The sequence below is a fragment of the Labedella endophytica genome, assembly GCF_003990045.1.
Classification (GTDB): Bacteria; Actinomycetota; Actinomycetes; order Actinomycetales; family Microbacteriaceae; genus Labedella; species Labedella endophytica.
On record NZ_RZGZ01000001.1, the window covers coordinates 520,371 to 536,194 of the forward strand.

General features: G+C 68.7%; 13 protein-coding genes. 3 read left to right on the top strand and 10 right to left on the bottom strand.

The features are described 5' to 3' along the window. The first annotated feature begins 65 nt into the window (after positions 1–65). Positions 66–2,612: a helix-turn-helix transcriptional regulator gene (locus tag ELQ94_RS02505; RefSeq protein WP_127046812.1), complete on the top strand. Its 2,547-nt coding sequence runs from the start codon at positions 66–68 to the stop codon at positions 2,610–2,612. Positions 2,613–2,637: 25 nt separating this feature from the next. Here the strand turns inward: ELQ94_RS02505 and ELQ94_RS02510 are convergent, their stop codons facing one another. From ELQ94_RS02510 to ELQ94_RS02520, 3 genes are read right to left on the bottom strand one after another with little or no spacing between them, the layout of a single operon-like run. Then, the gene (locus ELQ94_RS02510; protein WP_127046814.1) at positions 2,638–4,041 is read right to left on the bottom strand and encodes an NAD(P)/FAD-dependent oxidoreductase; all 1,404 of its coding nucleotides are present in this window, start codon (positions 4,039–4,041) and stop codon (positions 2,638–2,640) included. 59 nt (positions 4,042–4,100) lie between these two features. Further along, complete coding sequence (locus ELQ94_RS02515; RefSeq protein WP_127046816.1) at positions 4,101–5,525, bottom strand: aspartate aminotransferase family protein; 1,425 nt, start codon at positions 5,523–5,525, stop codon at positions 4,101–4,103. Continuing rightward, entirely contained in the window at positions 5,522–5,986 is a 465-nt protein-coding gene (locus ELQ94_RS02520; RefSeq protein ID WP_127046817.1) for an Lrp/AsnC family transcriptional regulator, read from the bottom strand. The genes ELQ94_RS02515 and ELQ94_RS02520 overlap by 4 nt, the downstream gene beginning before the upstream one ends. 204 nt (positions 5,987–6,190) lie before the next feature. Here ELQ94_RS02520 and ELQ94_RS02525 point away from each other — a divergent pair, with 204 nt between their 5' ends. After that, positions 6,191–7,609: an NAD(P)/FAD-dependent oxidoreductase gene (locus tag ELQ94_RS02525; protein WP_127046819.1), complete on the top strand. Its 1,419-nt coding sequence runs from the start codon at positions 6,191–6,193 to the stop codon at positions 7,607–7,609. 71 nt (positions 7,610–7,680) lie between these two features. Here the strand turns inward: ELQ94_RS02525 and ELQ94_RS02530 are convergent, their stop codons facing one another. Genes ELQ94_RS02530 through ELQ94_RS02550 form a run of 5 tightly spaced genes read right to left on the bottom strand, consistent with a single transcriptional unit; the run spans position 7,681 to position 13,481 of the window. Then, the gene (locus ELQ94_RS02530) at positions 7,681–8,595 is read right to left on the bottom strand and encodes an ABC transporter permease (protein WP_127046821.1); all 915 of its coding nucleotides are present in this window, start codon (positions 8,593–8,595) and stop codon (positions 7,681–7,683) included. Then, positions 8,592–9,560: an ABC transporter permease gene (locus ELQ94_RS02535; RefSeq protein WP_127046823.1), complete on the bottom strand. Its 969-nt coding sequence runs from the start codon at positions 9,558–9,560 to the stop codon at positions 8,592–8,594. Before ELQ94_RS02535 ends, ELQ94_RS02530 begins: the two co-directional genes overlap by 4 nt. Further along, positions 9,557–10,693 carry a polyamine ABC transporter substrate-binding protein gene (locus ELQ94_RS02540; protein WP_127046825.1) on the bottom strand — a complete coding sequence of 379 codons (1,137 nt, stop codon included), beginning with the start codon at positions 10,691–10,693 and terminating at the stop codon, positions 9,557–9,559. Before ELQ94_RS02540 ends, ELQ94_RS02535 begins: the two co-directional genes overlap by 4 nt. A gap of 2 nt (positions 10,694–10,695) precedes the next feature. Further along, positions 10,696–11,820, bottom strand: coding sequence for an ABC transporter ATP-binding protein (locus ELQ94_RS02545; protein ID WP_127046827.1), 1,125 nt, complete (start codon positions 11,818–11,820; stop codon positions 10,696–10,698). Next, the gene (locus ELQ94_RS02550) at positions 11,817–13,481 is read right to left on the bottom strand and encodes an amidohydrolase (RefSeq protein ID WP_127046829.1); all 1,665 of its coding nucleotides are present in this window, start codon (positions 13,479–13,481) and stop codon (positions 11,817–11,819) included. Before ELQ94_RS02550 ends, ELQ94_RS02545 begins: the two co-directional genes overlap by 4 nt. Positions 13,482–13,692: 211 nt before the next feature. Between ELQ94_RS02550 and ELQ94_RS02555 the strand changes: the two genes are divergently transcribed. Continuing rightward, positions 13,693–14,040 carry a cupin domain-containing protein gene (locus tag ELQ94_RS02555; protein ID WP_127046831.1) on the top strand — a complete coding sequence of 116 codons (348 nt, stop codon included), beginning with the start codon at positions 13,693–13,695 and terminating at the stop codon, positions 14,038–14,040. Positions 14,041–14,183: 143 nt separating this feature from the next. On the opposite strand, the gene ELQ94_RS02560 is transcribed toward ELQ94_RS02555, so the two are convergent. Then, positions 14,184–14,807, bottom strand: a complete 624-nt coding sequence (locus tag ELQ94_RS02560) for a PadR family transcriptional regulator (RefSeq protein WP_127046833.1) — start codon at positions 14,805–14,807, stop codon at positions 14,184–14,186. Beyond that, positions 14,804–15,751, bottom strand: coding sequence for a DUF4097 family beta strand repeat-containing protein (locus ELQ94_RS02565; protein ID WP_208007507.1), 948 nt, complete (start codon positions 15,749–15,751; stop codon positions 14,804–14,806). Before ELQ94_RS02565 ends, ELQ94_RS02560 begins: the two co-directional genes overlap by 4 nt. Positions 15,752–15,824: the final 73 nt, after the last annotated feature.

Consider the following 15,824-nt stretch of genomic DNA (forward strand, 5'->3'; position numbering starts at 1 on the left):
TCGCAACGCCCCGCTGGCCTGCGACGTGTGCTCGGTCCCCGCGACCGAGAGACGCCGCGACACCGATGATCTACGGTGCCCCTCGCCCGGGCGAGCGGGAGATCGCGCGGCCGCGGCTCGAGGGCCTTCTCTCCTCGGGCCATGTCGTGATCGTCCGTGCCGGGCGCGGCGCGGGAAAGACGACGAGCGTGGCGTCGTGGGCTCGCAACACGTCTGAACACGGGGCGTGGATCACGGTCGACGCCGACATTGCCGCACGAGCGGCCTTCTGGACACGGACCCTCGGTTTCCTCTCCGACGCCTGCCCGATCTCGCATGTGACCGGAGTGGCCGAGTTCACGGTGGCGCCCGACGTCCGCCGGTCACTGGCGGCATGGGCGCTCGGCGTCCAGGAAGATCTCACGGTCGTCGTCGACGACGTCGACCACGCCGACCCGCTCGTGTTCGCGGACCTGATGTGGTTCGCGACCCTGTCGCAACGGCTCCGCGTCGTCGTCACCACCCGGCCGGACGCGGTCGCATTCGACTCGATGCCACGGGGCGCGGTCCTGCTCGGGAACGAGGAGTTGTCGCTCTCCGCGCAGGAGGCCTCTTCTCTCATGCGTTCGCACGGTATCGATGTCGGTCCAGGCGATGACGTCGCCGCGGCGCTCGTGCGACTGACCGTGGGCGCGCCGTCCGCGATCTCCGCCGTCGCCCGCGGCGGGGCGAATACGACGCTCCGACAGGCGGATGTCGAGCCCTCTCCCGCTCGCTGGATCCTGGACGTGATCCTCCGTGACGCCCTGGCCGGTCGCCCCCTGCTCGACGGTGGCGGCGATGCCGAGCTCATCGCCGTCGCCGCTCTCTTCGACGGGATCTCCGTCGCCGAGTTGAGTCGGATCGTCGAAGAGTCCGACGAGACCGTCCGGGATGCCCTGCACCGTGCCGCGAATATCGGCTACGGCTCGTGGACGACCGAGATCGACGGACGATTCCGCGTCCTGCCGGCGGTGAGGGCAGACCGAACCGGTTCGGTGGCCACCGTCGATCCGGTCCTCATCGCGCGCGCCGCGGCCCTCCACGCCCGACGGGGTGAATCGTTCGAGGCCGTCACCCTCGCCATCGCGAATGGGGATTTCACGGCGGCGACGGAGTACGGCATGGACTCCTTCGTCTCGCTCCTGCGCGATCACTCGGAGCCCCTGCTCGCACAGCTCTCGGCCGTCCCGCTCTCCGCGCTGTCCGCGCACCCCCTTCTTGTCCTCTTCCTGGCGATGCTGCATGCTCGAGCGCCTCGGGGACGCCGCGCGATGCTGGCGCACTACGCGCGGGCCGAGTTCCTCTCCCGGGCCGGCTCCCGCAATGCGCGGGCCACCGATCGAGCGGTCATCCTCATCGTTCGATCGGCCATGCTCCGGCTCACCGGCCGGGGCGAGGCTGCGCGCAACGTCGCACGTCAGTCGCTCGACGCGCTCGACGCTGCGTCTCCGGTCGAGGCGGAGGGGCTCGGTGCCCTCCGCGGCGCTCTCCTCGGCCAGGCCACGCTCGCGTTCTTCGCCGCCGGCGACATGGCCGAGGCGCGGGACCTGTCCGCTCGTAAGGCGACACTCGACGGAGCTGGCCCGCAGATGCGTCATTCGGCCTGGACGCGGTCCGCCTTCATCGAGGGTGTGTGGGGCGACATCGACGGCGCGCGCGAGCGTCTCGAGGCGACGGCGGGACTGGAGGGGTGGCCCGAGAAGTTCTTCGTCGTCCCGGCCGTCGTCACGCGAGCGATGCTGGCCGTCGAGGAGGGCGACTTCGACTCGGCAGAGACCGGCCTCAGGGACCTCGGATCCCGGCTCCAGGAGGTCGAGTACTGGCCTGCGGGTGTCGTCCTGCAGGCGTTCGTCCGCATCGCCGCCGGCCGGTCTGACCGCGCGCTCGATCTCCTCGACGCGGCCGAGGGGAACCCGGGGGCCATACCCGTCTCGCGCCCCGCGCGCCGTATCCTTCTCGAGGCTCGAGCGTTCACCCACGTCTCGGCCGGCCGGATCGGGGATGCCCGCCTGGTCATGCGGCGCTTGTCGTCGGCGGAGCGGAAGGGCTCGATCGTCGACGTCATCATCCGCCTCGTCGACGACGAGCCCATCGAGGCTATCGCCGCTGCTTCGGCGGGGCTCGAGATGCCGCGCTCCGAGCGGGCTGAGACGATGCTCAGAATCCTGAGGGCCACGGCCGCTCTGCGGCTCGGCTACCGCCCGGCCGCCGAGCGTGACTTTCGTCGCGCCCTCGAACGATTGCGCACCGTCGGCCTCGGGTCGGCCTGGGCGGTCGTCCCCGCTCGGGACCGTGATGCGGTCGATGCCGTCGTACGCGAGGTCGGCGACGCCGAGATCGTCGACCGACTCTCTGTGTTCCCGTCTCTCATCCCCGATCTTCCGCGGTACGCCGCACTGACGCGGCGCGAGCGGCTCGTCATCGCCGGCGTCGTCGACGGACTCACGAATGCCGAGATCTCGGTGCGCCTCGGCGTGTCTCCGAACACGGTGAAGAAGCAGCGGGCATCCGCCTACGGCAAGCTGGGTGCGTCGACGCGCGAGGAGGCGATCGAGGCTGCTCTGGCCCGGGGTCTACTCGACGGGGAGTAGGGCGACGGCGGACCCTCCCAGCGCCTCAGTGCCCGGTGAGGGGTGCGAGCAGGCGCGCAGCGACGGAGCGTTTGCCCGTCGCCTTCTCCTCGGTGTCGGCGAGGGTCGTGCCGACGAGTCCCAGGTTCGCCCCGACGAAGCGCAGCGGCTCCGGCTCCCAGCGGGGAGAGGTGTGACCGACCCAGGGGAGGGAGACGATGTCGCTGTCCGCTGCCGTGACGAGGTCGGCGAGCGTGCGTCCGGCGAGGTTCGTCGTGCCGACGCCGTCGCCCACGTAGCCGCCCGCGAGCCCGACGCGAGTCCGGCGGTTGTACGTCACCGTCGCGTGCCAGTCGCGAGGGACGCCGAGCGGGCCGCCCCACGAATGCGTGATGCGTGCGTCGGACGCGGCCGGGAACATCTCCACGAGGGTGTGGTGCAGGTGCTCGAAGACGCGCTCGACGCGGTCGTAGCTGTCGTCGATGGTCGAGCCCCAGTGGTACCGCGCGCCGCGGCCTCCGAACGCGAAGCGGTTGTCGGCGGTGCGCTGCCCGTAGATGAGCAGATGGCGGTAGTCCGTGAACGTCTGGCCGTGCTCGATTCCGGCGGCGTCCCAGAAGGAATCGGGGAGGGGCTCCGTCGCGATCATGAGCGAGTAGAGCGGCATGACGCGCCGACCGATGCCGGGCAGTTGGGAGCCGTACGCCTCGGTCGCGAGCAGGATCGAGCCGGCGGCGATGCGCGTGCGCCCCACGGGGGTCTCCGCGACTACTTCGCCCTCGGTCCACGACACGGCGGCGGTCTGCTCGAAGATCCGCACACCGCGTGCTTCGACGACCTCGGCGAGGGAACGCACGAGCTTCGCCGGCTGGATGCGCGCACAGTCCGGATTGAACGTGGCGGCGATCGCGCCGTCGGGGCGCGACCGGGACGACTCCGCCCCGCGGAAGTCCCAGAACTCCCGCCGGTCGACGCCGAACGTGTTGTTCGCCTCGACTTCCGCGAGGGCCGACGTGCGCTGCACGTCCGACATGGCGAAGGAGACCGTTCCCCCCTTCGAGAAGTCGCACGCGATCTCCTCGGCGGCGACCACGCGGCCCACCTCGTCGACCGTGTCGACCATGGCCTGGCGCATGCGCCGGGCGGCGTCGTGGCCGTAGTCGGCCACGAGCGAGGACGTCTCGCGCGGGAAGAGCGCGGAGCACCAGCCGCCGTTCCGCCCGGAGGCGCCGAAGCCCGCGATCTCCTTCTCGATGACCACGACGGACAACGACGGGTCGTTCTCCGTCAGGTAGTACGCGGCCCACAGGCCCGTGAGGCCGCCACCCACGATGCACACGTCCACGTCGAGGCCGTCGGGGGCGAATGCGCGGGGGAGGAGGTCGTCGGTCCCCTCCTCTGCGAGGGCGTCGAACCAGAAGGAGGTATCGCGGTACGGGCGCGTCGTCATGGGGCTGCTTTCTCGATCGGTGCGGGGGGACGCGACGCTGCGCCCGAGGTCGTCGGGGATTACAGGCGGTTGCTCGCTTCCGTGAGCACGCTGCGGAGGATCTGTTCGATCTGGTCGAACTCACGCGGACCGGTTGTGAGCGGCGGGGCGAGCTGGATCACGGGGTCGCCGCGATCGTCCGCTCGGCAGTAGAGGCCGGCGTCGAAGAGAGCCCGGGACAGGAAGCCACGGAGCAGACGCTCGGACTCGTCGTCGTCGAACGTCTCCTTGGTCTTCTTGTCCTTCACGAGCTCGATCCCGAAGAAGTAGCCGTCGCCGCGCACGTCGCCGACGATCGGGATGTCGAGGAGTTTCTCGAGGGACGAGCGGAAGTACGCGGAGTTGTCGAGCACGTTCTGGTTGAGTCCCTCGCGCTCGAAGATGTCGAGGTTGGCCATGGCGACGGCCGTGGAGACGGGGTGTCCGCCGAATGTGTAGCCGTGGGAGAACGACGTCTGGCCGTGCGCGAACGGCTCGTAGATACGGTCGCTGATGATCGTGGCGCCGAGTGGCGAGTAGCCGCTCGTGAGGGCCTTCGCGCACGTGATCATGTCGGGAACATAGTCGTAGGCGTCGCACGCGAACATGTGTCCGATGCGGCCGAAGGCGCAGATGACCTCGTCGCTCACGAGGAGCACGTCGTGCTTGTCGCAGATCTCGCGGACGCGCTGGAAGTAACCCTTCGGCGGCGGGAAGCACCCGCCGGAGTTCTGCACCGGCTCGAGGAAGACGGCCGCGACGGTGTCGGCGCCCTCGAACTCGATCATCTCCTCGATGCGGTTCGCCGCCCAGATGCCGAACTCCTCCTCGGTGCCGGTGAAGCCCATCTCGTCCGAGCGGTAGTAGTTGGTGTTCGGCACGCGGAAGCCGCCGGGGGTCACGGGCTCGTACATCGCCTTCATCGCCGGGATGCCCGTGATGGCGAGGGCGCCCTGCGGGGTGCCGTGGTAGGCGACCGCGCGCGAGATGACCTTCGTCTTCATCGGCTTGCCCTGGAGCTTCCAGAAGTGCTTCGCGAGCTTGAACGCCGTCTCGACGGCCTCGCCGCCGCCCGTGGCGAAGAACACCTTGTTGAGGTCGCCCGGGGCGTAGTCGGCGAGGCGATCGGCGAGCTCGATGGCCCCGGGGTGCGTGTATCCCCAGATGGGGAAGAAGGCGAGCTGCTCGGCCTGCTTGGCGGCGGCCTCGGCGAGTTCCCGGCGGCCGTGGCCGGCAGCCACGACGAAGAGCCCGGAAAGGGCGTCGAAGTACTCCTTGCCGTTGCTGTCGTAGATGTGGTGGCCGGAGCCCTTGACGATGATCGGGACGGAACCCTTCGCGAGCGACGACTGCCGCGCGAAGTGCATCCAGAGGTGATCGGTCGCCTTCGCGTTGAGCGCGTCGGTGTCGTACGTCACGAGGTCTCCCGGGGCGTGCAGGCGGGTGTCGGAATCGAACAGGGTCATCTGGTCCCCCAGTTGTAGAGCTGTTTGCGGAGTTTGAGGTAGACGAACGTCTCGGTCGAGAGCACGCCCTCGAGGCTGCGGATCTGCTCGTTGAGGATGTCGAGGAGCTTCTCGTCGTCTTCGCACACGATCTCGACGAGAAGATCGAAGCTGCCGGCCGTGAGCACGACGTAGTCGACGGCCGGGATATCGGCGACCGCGTCGGCGACGGCGCGAGTGTCTCCAGAGATGCGCACACCGATCATGGCCTGGCGGAGGAAGCCCAACTGGAGTGGGTCGGTGACGGCGACGATCTGCATGACGCCGCCGTCGATGAGCTTCTGCACACGCTGGCGGACGGCAGCCTCCGAGAGTCCGACGGCCTTGCCGATGTCCGCGTAGGACCGTCGTCCGTCGTCCTGCAGTTGCTCGATGATGGCCTTCGATGTGTCGTCAAGGGAAACGCGGCCATCTCTCGTCATGTCGCCATATTGTCAGTTCGGTCTCCTCTCGGCAAGCGGATCCGAAGGAAACCCACCGCTGCACAGCTGAAATCGTTAGCATGGATGCAGCCTCCCACCTGCCGACCCCCTGCCATCCGTGAGGTGTCGCATTCTGTTGCCTGGCGCGTGCGTGAAGCAACACGATGCGACACCTCACGGGGGTGATGAAAGGAAGCGACCCGCATGGGTGACACCGTTTTCGAGAGACGACCGGCCCCGACCTCGGCCGTCGACCACTCCCTGTCATCGAGCCGTCAGGGGGTCTTCTGGCTCGAGGACCTCGGCGACCGCGACGCCCTGGAGCCGCTCACGGGCGACACCGCGACCGATCTGCTCGTCGTGGGCGGCGGCTATACGGGTCTCTGGACAGCGCTGCGCGCCCTCGAACGGGACCCGTCGCTGCGCGTGACCGTCGTCGAGGCGAAGACGATCGGATGGGCGGCCTCCGGCCGGAACGGCGGTTTCGTCGAGGCGAGCCTCACCCACGGTGCGGAGAACGGCGCCGCACGGTGGCCGGATGAACTCCACCAGCTCGAGCGACTCGGGGTCGAGAACCTCGATGGCATCGAGGAGACGGTCGCGCGCTACGGCCTCGACTGCGAGTTCGAGCGCACCGGTTACCTCTCGGTCGCGGTCGAGCCCCACCAGGTGCCGTGGCTCACGGAATCCGACGGTGAGGGCGGTCGGTTCCTCGACCAGCAGGAGATCCGCGCGAGCGTCAACTCGCCGACCTACCTCGCGGGCCTCGCCGTGCCGCCGCGTGACTCGGCCCTCGTCCATCCCGCGAAGCTCGCGGCGGAACTCGCGCGAGTGGTGCGTGAGCTCGGAGGCACGATCCACGAGCGTACGCTCGTGCGCGGCCTCGAGAAGTCCGGTGACGGCGTGTCCGTCCGCACCTCCGGTGGCACCGTCCGAGCGCAGCAGGTCGTGCTCGGTACGAACGCCTTCCCGTCCCTGCTGCTCCGCAATCGCCTCATGACCGTGCCCGTGTACGACTACGTGCTCATGACCGAGCCCCTCACCGCGGAGCAGAAGGCCGAGATCGGGTGGGAGGGCCGGCAGGGGATCGGTGACCTCGCGAACCAATTCCACTACTACCGGCAGACGGCGGACGACCGGATCCTCTGGGGAGGGTACGACGCGATCTACCACGCCGGTGGGCGCATCCGCCCGGAGTACGATCGACGGCCGGCGTCCTACCGCACGCTCGCTTCGCACTTCCTCACGACCTTCCCGCAGCTCGAGGGCATCCGCTTCTCGCACACGTGGGGCGGCGTGATCGACACGAGCACGCAGTTCTCCGCATTCTTCGGCTCGGCTCTCGGCGGCCGGGTGGCCTACGCGGCGGGCTTCACGGGCCTCGGTGTCGGGGCGACGCGCTTCGCCGCGGACGTGATGCTGGACCTCCTCTCCGGCGAGCAGACCGAGCGGACGCAGCTCGAGATGGTGCGCAAGCGCCCGCTGCCGTTCCCCCCGGAGCCCGCTGCCTCGATCGGCGTGAACGCCACCCGATGGTCACTCGATCGCGCCGACCACAACGGCGGCCGCCGCAACCTGCTCCTGAAGACCCTCGACGCGCTGGGCCTCGGCTTCGACTCCTGACCCCCCACTGAAAATCCCCTCTGTGCCCGGATATCCGCGCACAGAGGGGATTTTCAGGTGGGAGGAGGGGGTCAGCCTCCGGCGAGGGTCTGGGCGAGCGAGGAGCCGTCGCCCGTCTTCTTGCTGGCTCTGCTCAGCACGATCGCGACGAGGGCGAGCGCCACGAGCGTGAGCAGGAGCATGACTGTCGACATCGCGGCGATCTCGGGACGGAGGGTCGAGCGGAGCGACGCGAAGACGTACACCGGCCACGGCGTCGAACCGGCGACGGAGACGAAGCTCGAGAGCACCGTGTTGTCGAGGCTGAGTGTGAACGACAGGAGCGCCCCGGAGATGACCGCCGGCCGCATGAGCGGGAAGGTGATCGTCCAGAACCGCTGGATGGGCGGTGCGCCGAGGTCGGCAGCCGCCTCCTCGAGCGACTCGTTGAGCCCCGCCATCCTCGCCCGGACGATGAACGTCACCACGGCACAGGCGAACAACGAGTGCGCGATCACGAGCCGCACCTGGCCGAGGTTGAAGATCGACAGCCCCCAATCGGCGCCGAGAGTGACGAACCAGGGCAGGAGCGACACGGCGTTGACGATCTCCGGGGTCACCATCGCGAGCCCGAGCAGGGCGACGAGCCATCCCGTCCACCGGCCGCCCCGTCGGGCGAGCGCGACGCCCGCGAACGATCCGAGGATCGTCGAGACCACCGCGGAGCCCGCCGCGGCCGCGAGCGATACCTGGATCGTCGCGACGATCGTCGGGTTGTTGAACGCGTTCGCGTAGGAATCGAGACCGAAGCCCTGCCACGACTGCAACTGGCGACCCGTGTTGAACGAGTAGGCGACGATGACGAGGACCGGGAAGAAGAGGAACAGCAGCCCCACGATCCCCCAGATCCCGAGCAGGGCGTCCCCGACGGCCGGGGGTCGGCGTCGGGCGCGCGGCTCCTCCGTTCGGGGCGGCGCAGCTGTCGTGCGTTCGGCTGTCGCGGTCATCTGATCGCTCCCGTCGTGTCGAGGTCGCCGAGATGCCGGAACCGCCGGAGAGCGATTCCGATGAGCCTGAAGAGCACCCCGAATGCGATGACGACGAGAAGGATCGCGAGCATCAGCACGATCGCCATCGCCGATCCGAGCGCCCAGTTCTGCGCTCGCTGGAACTGCCCGGCGACCATCTGGCCGACCATGCTGCCCGACGCGCCGCCGAGCACGCTCGGGGTGATGTAGTCACCCATGAGCGGCACGAAGACGAGCAGCATGCCGGCGAGGATCCCGGGCAGGGCGAGCGGGATGGTGACACGCCAGAAGCTCGACCACCAGTTCCCGCCGAGGTCACGGCTGGCCTCGAGCAGTTTGTGGTCCATCCGTTCCAGGGCCACGTAGAGCGGCAGGATCATGAGCGGGAGGTAGTTGTACACCACACCCAGCTGCACGGCTTGCTGCGTGTAGAGCACCTGGAGCGGCCCGTTCAGGAGGCCGATCCCGTTGAGGAAGTCCGAGAGGAAGCCCTCGGGGCTCAGCGTGATCTGCCAGCCGATCGTGCGCACGAGGAAGTTGGTCCAGTACGGCACGAGGACGAGGGCGACCACGAGGCCGCGAGCGCGCGGCGAGAGCTTGACGGCCATCCAGTACGCCATCGGGAACCCGATCAGCACGCACAGCGCCGTTCCCGTGATCGCGATCTGGGTGGTGCGCCAGAAGGTCGTGAGGAACGCGGGGTCGAGGGCCTCGACATAACGCGCGAGCGACAGGACGTCGTTCGAGTGTGTCACGTAGAGGCTCGGCTTCTCACCGAAGCTGTACCAGAGGATGAGCCCGAACGGCACGATGAAGAAGAACACCAACCACACCGCGATCGGCACGGCGAGGAACCCCACCGACCCCGTGAACCGCCGCTTCGCGCGCGGCGGCTCGGGGGTCGGCGGTGCCGCCGCGGGAGGCGCCGTGGCGACCGAGGTCATTGACCCGCCGCCGCCGTGAGCTCGTCGTAGATGGACACGATCGTCTGCTCGGCGTCGGTGAGTTCGGCGAACACGAACTTCTCGACCTGCTCCGGGGTGAAGAAGATGAGTTCCGGCATCTCCACGCCGGCCTCCGCCGCCATCTCTTCGATACCGGTCACACCGGTGTTGTAGCCGATGTAGAGGAGCTCTTCGAGGGACACCTCGGGGTCGAGTACGTAGTTGATGAACTCGTGGGCGGCGTCTGCGTTCGGGGCCCCCTTCACGATCGCCCAGTTGTCCTGCCACAGGTTCCCGCCCTCGGCGGGTGTGACGTACTTGTAGCGCGTCGGGTCCTCGTTCTCGAGGATCCCTTGGCGGCCGTCACCGTTCCATGCGTGGGCGAGGACGCGTCCGTTCTGCGCGATCGTGCCGCTCGGGTACGACTCGAACGCCTGCACGTGCGGCGCGATGGTCTCCGTGATGAAGACGCGGTACTCCTCCAGGTGGCCCTCGTCCGTCGTGTTCGGATCGATGCCCTTCCACAGGAAGTAGGCGTAGGCGATCTCTCCCGGGTCTTCGAGCAGCGACATCTTGCCGCTCGCCTCGTTCTGTGCCGCGTCCCAGAAGTCGCCCCAGGTCGTCAGCTCTCGCGTGATGACGGTCGAGTCGTACACATAGCCCGTGGTGCCGAAGTCCTTGGGGACCGAGTACTTGTTGCCCGGGTCGAATTCCTGGTCGATGTAGGCGGGGTCGAGGTACTCCATGTTGGGGATCTTCGAGTGGTCGAGCTCCTCGAGCAGGTCGGAGGCGGCCATCTGGGGGATGTACTGGTGGGTGGGGACGCAGAGGTCGTACCCGCTCGTGCCGCTCGCCGTGACGAGCTTCGAGATCATCTCCTGGTTGGACCCGTAGCTGTCGATCGTGATCGACGGCCCGACGTCCTTCGTGAATGCCTTGAGGACCTCGGGGGCGTCGTACTCTCCCCACGTGTAGATGTTGAGGCCGTTGGAGGTCCCGCCGCCACCGCCGGTGGAGCAGGCCGCCAGGGCCGCCGTGACCCCGAGGCCGAGGGCGCCGCCGAGGAAGAGTCGGCGCGACAGGGCCGAGGTCATGGCCTCGGGAAGGAGCACGCGAACGGGCTTGTCTGACATGGTCACTCGCTTTCGGTGGGTGCGGTGGGGGTGGGGAAGATGTGGACCGACTCGGCCGTCCACCTGCAGTACACGTCGGCGCCGGGGGTCGTCGGCACGTCGATACCGCGCGGGGAGCGCGCCATGATCTTGAGTCCGTCTGGGGTGATGGTGACGATCTGGAGCGCCGAGCCCAGCTGACTGACGCTCATGAGCGTCGATCGGATCTCGTTCGCGCCTCCCGAGGGAGTGGTCGAGATGCCGACGTGCTCGGGGCGGACGGCGACGTCGGCCGGCGCGCCGGCCACCGGGTCACCGGCCGGTTCGCGCGTCGAGACGAGGGTCCCCCCGGGGACCGTGACCGACCAGGCGCCGGGTCCGCCGGCGAGCTCGCCTGTGAAGAAGTTCTGCTGGCCGATGAAGCCGGCGACGTAGGCGCTCGCCGGGTCGTCGTACACGGCGGCCGGCGGGCCGATCTGCTCGAGACGGCCGGAGTTCATGACGGCGATGCGATCGCTCATCGTCATGGCCTCCTCCTGGTCGTGCGTGACGAAGACGAACGTCGTGCCGAGCTGCTGCTGGAGGAGCTTGAGCTCGATCTGCATCTCCTCGCGCAGCTTGCGGTCGAGCGCCGACATCGGCTCGTCGAGGAGGAGCACGGCCGGCCGGTTGACGAGCGCGCGGGCGAGCGCGATGCGCTGCTGCTGACCGCCGGACAGCTGGGCGGGCATGCGCTCGGCGAAGGTGCCCATCCGCACCATCTGGAGAGCCTCGGAGACCCGCTCTCTCACCTCGTTCTTCGGCGTCTTCTGGTAGCGGAGCCCGTAGGCCACGTTCTGCGCCACCGAGAGGTGCGGGAAGAGCGCGTATGCCTGGAACACCGTATTGACCGGGCGCTTGTGAGGCGGGAGCGCCTCCACGTGCTTCGTCGCGATCGAGATCGACCCCGTGTCCGGGTACTCGAATCCGCCGATCATGCGCAGCGTCGTCGTCTTGCCGCAGCCGCTCGGTCCGAGGAGCGAGATGAACTCGCCGGCGTTGACGTGCAGGTCGAGGTCGCGCACGGCATAGTTCTTCCCGTAGATCCGAGAGACCCCGTTCAGGGTGACCTCTCCGGCACGGGCCTCGTCGACCAGATGTGTCGTCATCGTCGTCCTTCCATCGGGCGGCCTGCGCCCGTCGAGGGTGTTTCGAACACCACGCGTCCGCCGACGATCGTGTACGCCACGGAGGCGTCGGCGATCTCCGCTGTCGGGGCGGAGAAGATGTCACGGTCGAGGATCGTGACGTCGGCGTCGTAGCCGACCGCGATCCTTCCCGTGCGGTGTTCGTCGGCGTTGGCGTACGCGCTGCCGGCGGTGTAGCCCACGACGGCGTCCGAGAGAGAGATCGCCTGCTCGCCGAAGAGCGGGTCGGTCGCGCGGCCGGGCGGGCACCGCGTGACGGCCGTGTGCATGATCTCGAGCGGGTTCGCCGTGCTCACGGGCCAGTCCGATCCGAGGGCGAGCGTCGCGCCCGCGCGTCGGAGGCTCGCGAACGGATACTGCCAGGCCGCCCGCCTGGCGCCGAGGAAGGGGATCGTGAGCTCGTCCATCTGCGATTCGTGCCGCGCCCAGAGGGGCTGGATGCTCGCCACGGCGTCGAGGCCGGCGAATCGCGCGATGTCGTCAGGGTGGATGATCTGGAGGTGGGCGAGAAGCGGGCGCCTCATGCCGGGGGTCGACTCGATCGCGTCGAGAGCCTCCCGGACGGCGCGGTCACCGAGCGTGTGGAAGTGGACGCGGAGACCGGCGGCGGTGAGGGCCGCGGAGGCCTCCGTGAGCATGCCGGGGTCGACGAAGCTCTTGCCGGCGTTCGACGTGGAGCAGCCGCAGCCGTCGAGGTAGGGCTCGAGCATGGCGGCGGTGAAGTTCTCCGCGACACCGTCCTGCATGATCTTGACGCTGCCGGCGCTGAAGCGGTCACCTGCCACCGCGTCGCGGTTCGCGACGAAGGCCTCGATCTGGTCGAGCCCCTTCTCCCGCTCCCACCATTGCGCGCCGACGACACGGGCGAGGAGCCGGCCGTCTGCGTCGAGGCGGCGGTAGGAGGCGAGGTTGTCGAGTCCCCGATCGCCGGATTCGACCATGGCGTCCTGCCAGGCCGTGACGCCCCAGGCGAAGAGCTGTTCCTGGGCGAGCAGGAATCCCCTGTCCACGTCGTCGTCGCCGAGCGGGGGCACGTGCGCGGAGACGAGCTCCATCGCGCCCTCCTGGAGGCAGCCCACGGGGTCGCCGTCGGCGTCGCGCTCGACGCGACCGGAGAGCGGGTCGATCGTGTCGCGGGTGACCCCGGCGATCTCGAGGGCTTTCGAATTGACCCATGCGCCGTGACCGTCGCGGTTCGGCAGGTAGACGGGCCGGTCGGGAACGACGCGATCGAGCAGATCCTTCGTCGGGATGCCGCCGGGGAAGAGGTCCATGCCCCAGCCGCCCCCGGTGATCCAGGCGCGATCGGGATTCGCGGCGGCGTAGGCCGAGATCCGCTCGAGGTACCCGTCGATCGAGTCCTCGTCGGAGAGGTCGCACGTGATGAGGGTGTTCCCGGCGTGGTGGGGGTGGATGTGTGAATCCTGGAAACCGGGGGAGACGAGGCCGCCGGCGGCGTCGATCGTCTCGGTGGGCCGGGCGGGGAGCGCGTCGACGGCGTCGGAGCCGATCGCAGCGACCCGGCCGTCCACCAGAGCGACGGGTTCTTCCTGGATGTGGCCATCCAGGAAGACCCGGCCACCGGTGATGAGGATCGCTTCGGGAGTGCGACCGTGGTGCATGTGAGACCTTTCCGTCGGCGGAACGCGGGGGAGCGTTTCGCGCAGTACGGGAATTCTGTTGTCTCGGGGCCGGAAAGGGAATACCCCGGCTCGGAGATTTACACAATTGAAACGGCAATCGAATCGCCTTCATTCGACGGAAACGCTTGCGATCGGACCTGGGATCGACTGATACCGTGTCGCAGACGTCCACAACGACTCGGAGAGACCCATGCCAGAACTCGTTCCCGCACCGGATTCCGTCCTGCACCTCCCGGCTGTCGACCTGCACCCGATGGACGCGGGGGAAGGCGCCCCGCTGACGCGCTGGACCGAGCTCGGCCCACTTTTCGGCGAAGCCGCCCAGTCGTTCGGCGTCTGGGAGATGGAGCCGGGGGTCGCGCTCGACACGGAGGTCGACGAGGTGTTCGTCGTGATCTCGGGTGCCTGCACGATCGAGTTCCTCGACTCGGGGGAGGAGATCGACGTCTCGGCCGGAGACCTGGTCCGGCTCGCGGAGGGCTCACGCACGCGGTGGACCGTGACGACGACCCTGCGGAAGCTCTACCTCGCGCCCTGAAGTGTGACGCGCCGTGGTGTCCGAGTGGCGAGCGCGCCGACGGCGACGGCGCGGGCCTCCGTCGAGGACCCGCGCCGTTCTCCGTCTGTTCCGCTCGTCTGTCCGCCAGTCCGCTCGTCAGGCCGTCGGGCGTCGACGGATCGTCAGTGGGTCAGGATCCGCTTGATCGACGTTGCCGCGCGCTCGAGCTCGATCCGCAGCTCGGCGAGCTGAGCCGACGTGAACGAGCGTCCCGAACCGATGTGCGTCCGCAGGGCGGCCCTGGTGTCGTGTCGGAACACGTTCAGGGCCAGTTCCGCATCCTGCAGAGCGAGTCGCGACGTGGTCCGGTCGTCCGGGGTCGTCGATGAGACGGGGGGAACGCGGGAGGCCGACTCCCGAGCGTCCCGCGCGGCCGACGCCAGTTCGGCCTTGAGACTCTTCATCGCGGTCGTCACGTCCGAACGCACCTCGTGGGCCAGACGGCGCACGGAATCGGTGACCTCGGACTCCACCCGTCCGAGCTCGTCCCCGCGGGCGGCGAGCTCCGCGCGACCGGCGTCGGTGATGCGGTAGACGGTCTTGCGACCGTCGCTCGCCTTCGTGACGAGTCCCTCCTCTTCGAGCTTGGCGAGACGGGGGTAGATCGTTCCGGCGCTCGGGCTGTAGGTCCCTCCGAATCGGTCGCCCAGGGCCTGGATGAGCTCGTAGCCGTGGCGCGGGGTCTCGTCGAGGAGTTTCAGCAGGTACAGCCGGAGGCTGCCGTGGGAGAAGACGGGGGGCGTCATCGTGCGCCGTCCTGGCCGTGGGTCGCGGTGCCTGCGCCGTCGTCGGCTCCGGAGAGATCGTCGGAGAAGGTGTCTCCGGACGGGAAGGAGTCAGAATCCGCGAAGGTGTGACCGTCCCGCTCCGCCGCGTCGGGCCGAGCGGCCCTCCGCACGACGGAGACGTCGCCCGAGACGGTGTTCGCGACCACCTCGACCGAGAAGGCGTCCACGCCCGCGATGGTCTGGTGGTAGCCGCGGCCGCGCATGCCCTTCACGACCTCGCCGTCGAGCTGGAGCGTGCCGCTCACCGTGTTGACGGTGTAGGCGGCGCCCAGGGTGTCGTCGACGCGAGCGGTGAGCGCGCCGGAGACGCTGTTCACCCGGATCCGATCGCAGCGACCGTCGATGTCCGCGAAGACGTCGCCGGACACGGTGTCGACCTTGACGCGGTCGATCCGTCCGGAGAGGGTGACGTCCCCCGACACGGAGTCGGCCGACACGGCGCCCAGGTGGTTCTGCGCGCTCAACTCGCCGGAGACGCTGTGGAGGACGAGGTCGCCCTCGAGGCCCTCCGTCTGGATCTCCCCGCTCACGGTCGACAGGCGTGCCCGCGTGGTCAGTCCGGTGACGAGCGCATCGGCCGAGACGCTGCCGAGCGTCACGGCGATCGCGCGCGGTACGAGCACGCTCACGGAGGCCTTCGCGGAGTTGCGGCCGAAAGCGCTCAGCAGATCGCCGACGTTGTCCCATCGCAGTTGCGGGTGATCGATGTCGAGGACGTCGCCGTCGATCGAGATCTTGAGATCACGATGGAGGACCGAGTGCACCTCGACGCGCGCGCCGGGCTCGTCGTGGCCGATGATGTCGATCTGCCCGCCGAGCAGGCTCACCTTCAGGGATCGCACGACCTCGATATCGATCACCCGGGTGTGCCCCGGCGCGATGATCCATTTCTCCCGTGCCATGATGCGTCCTCTCCTCGCGATATATCGCGTTGTGATTTCACGATATGTCGCGATCTCGGCGACGTCAAGTGGC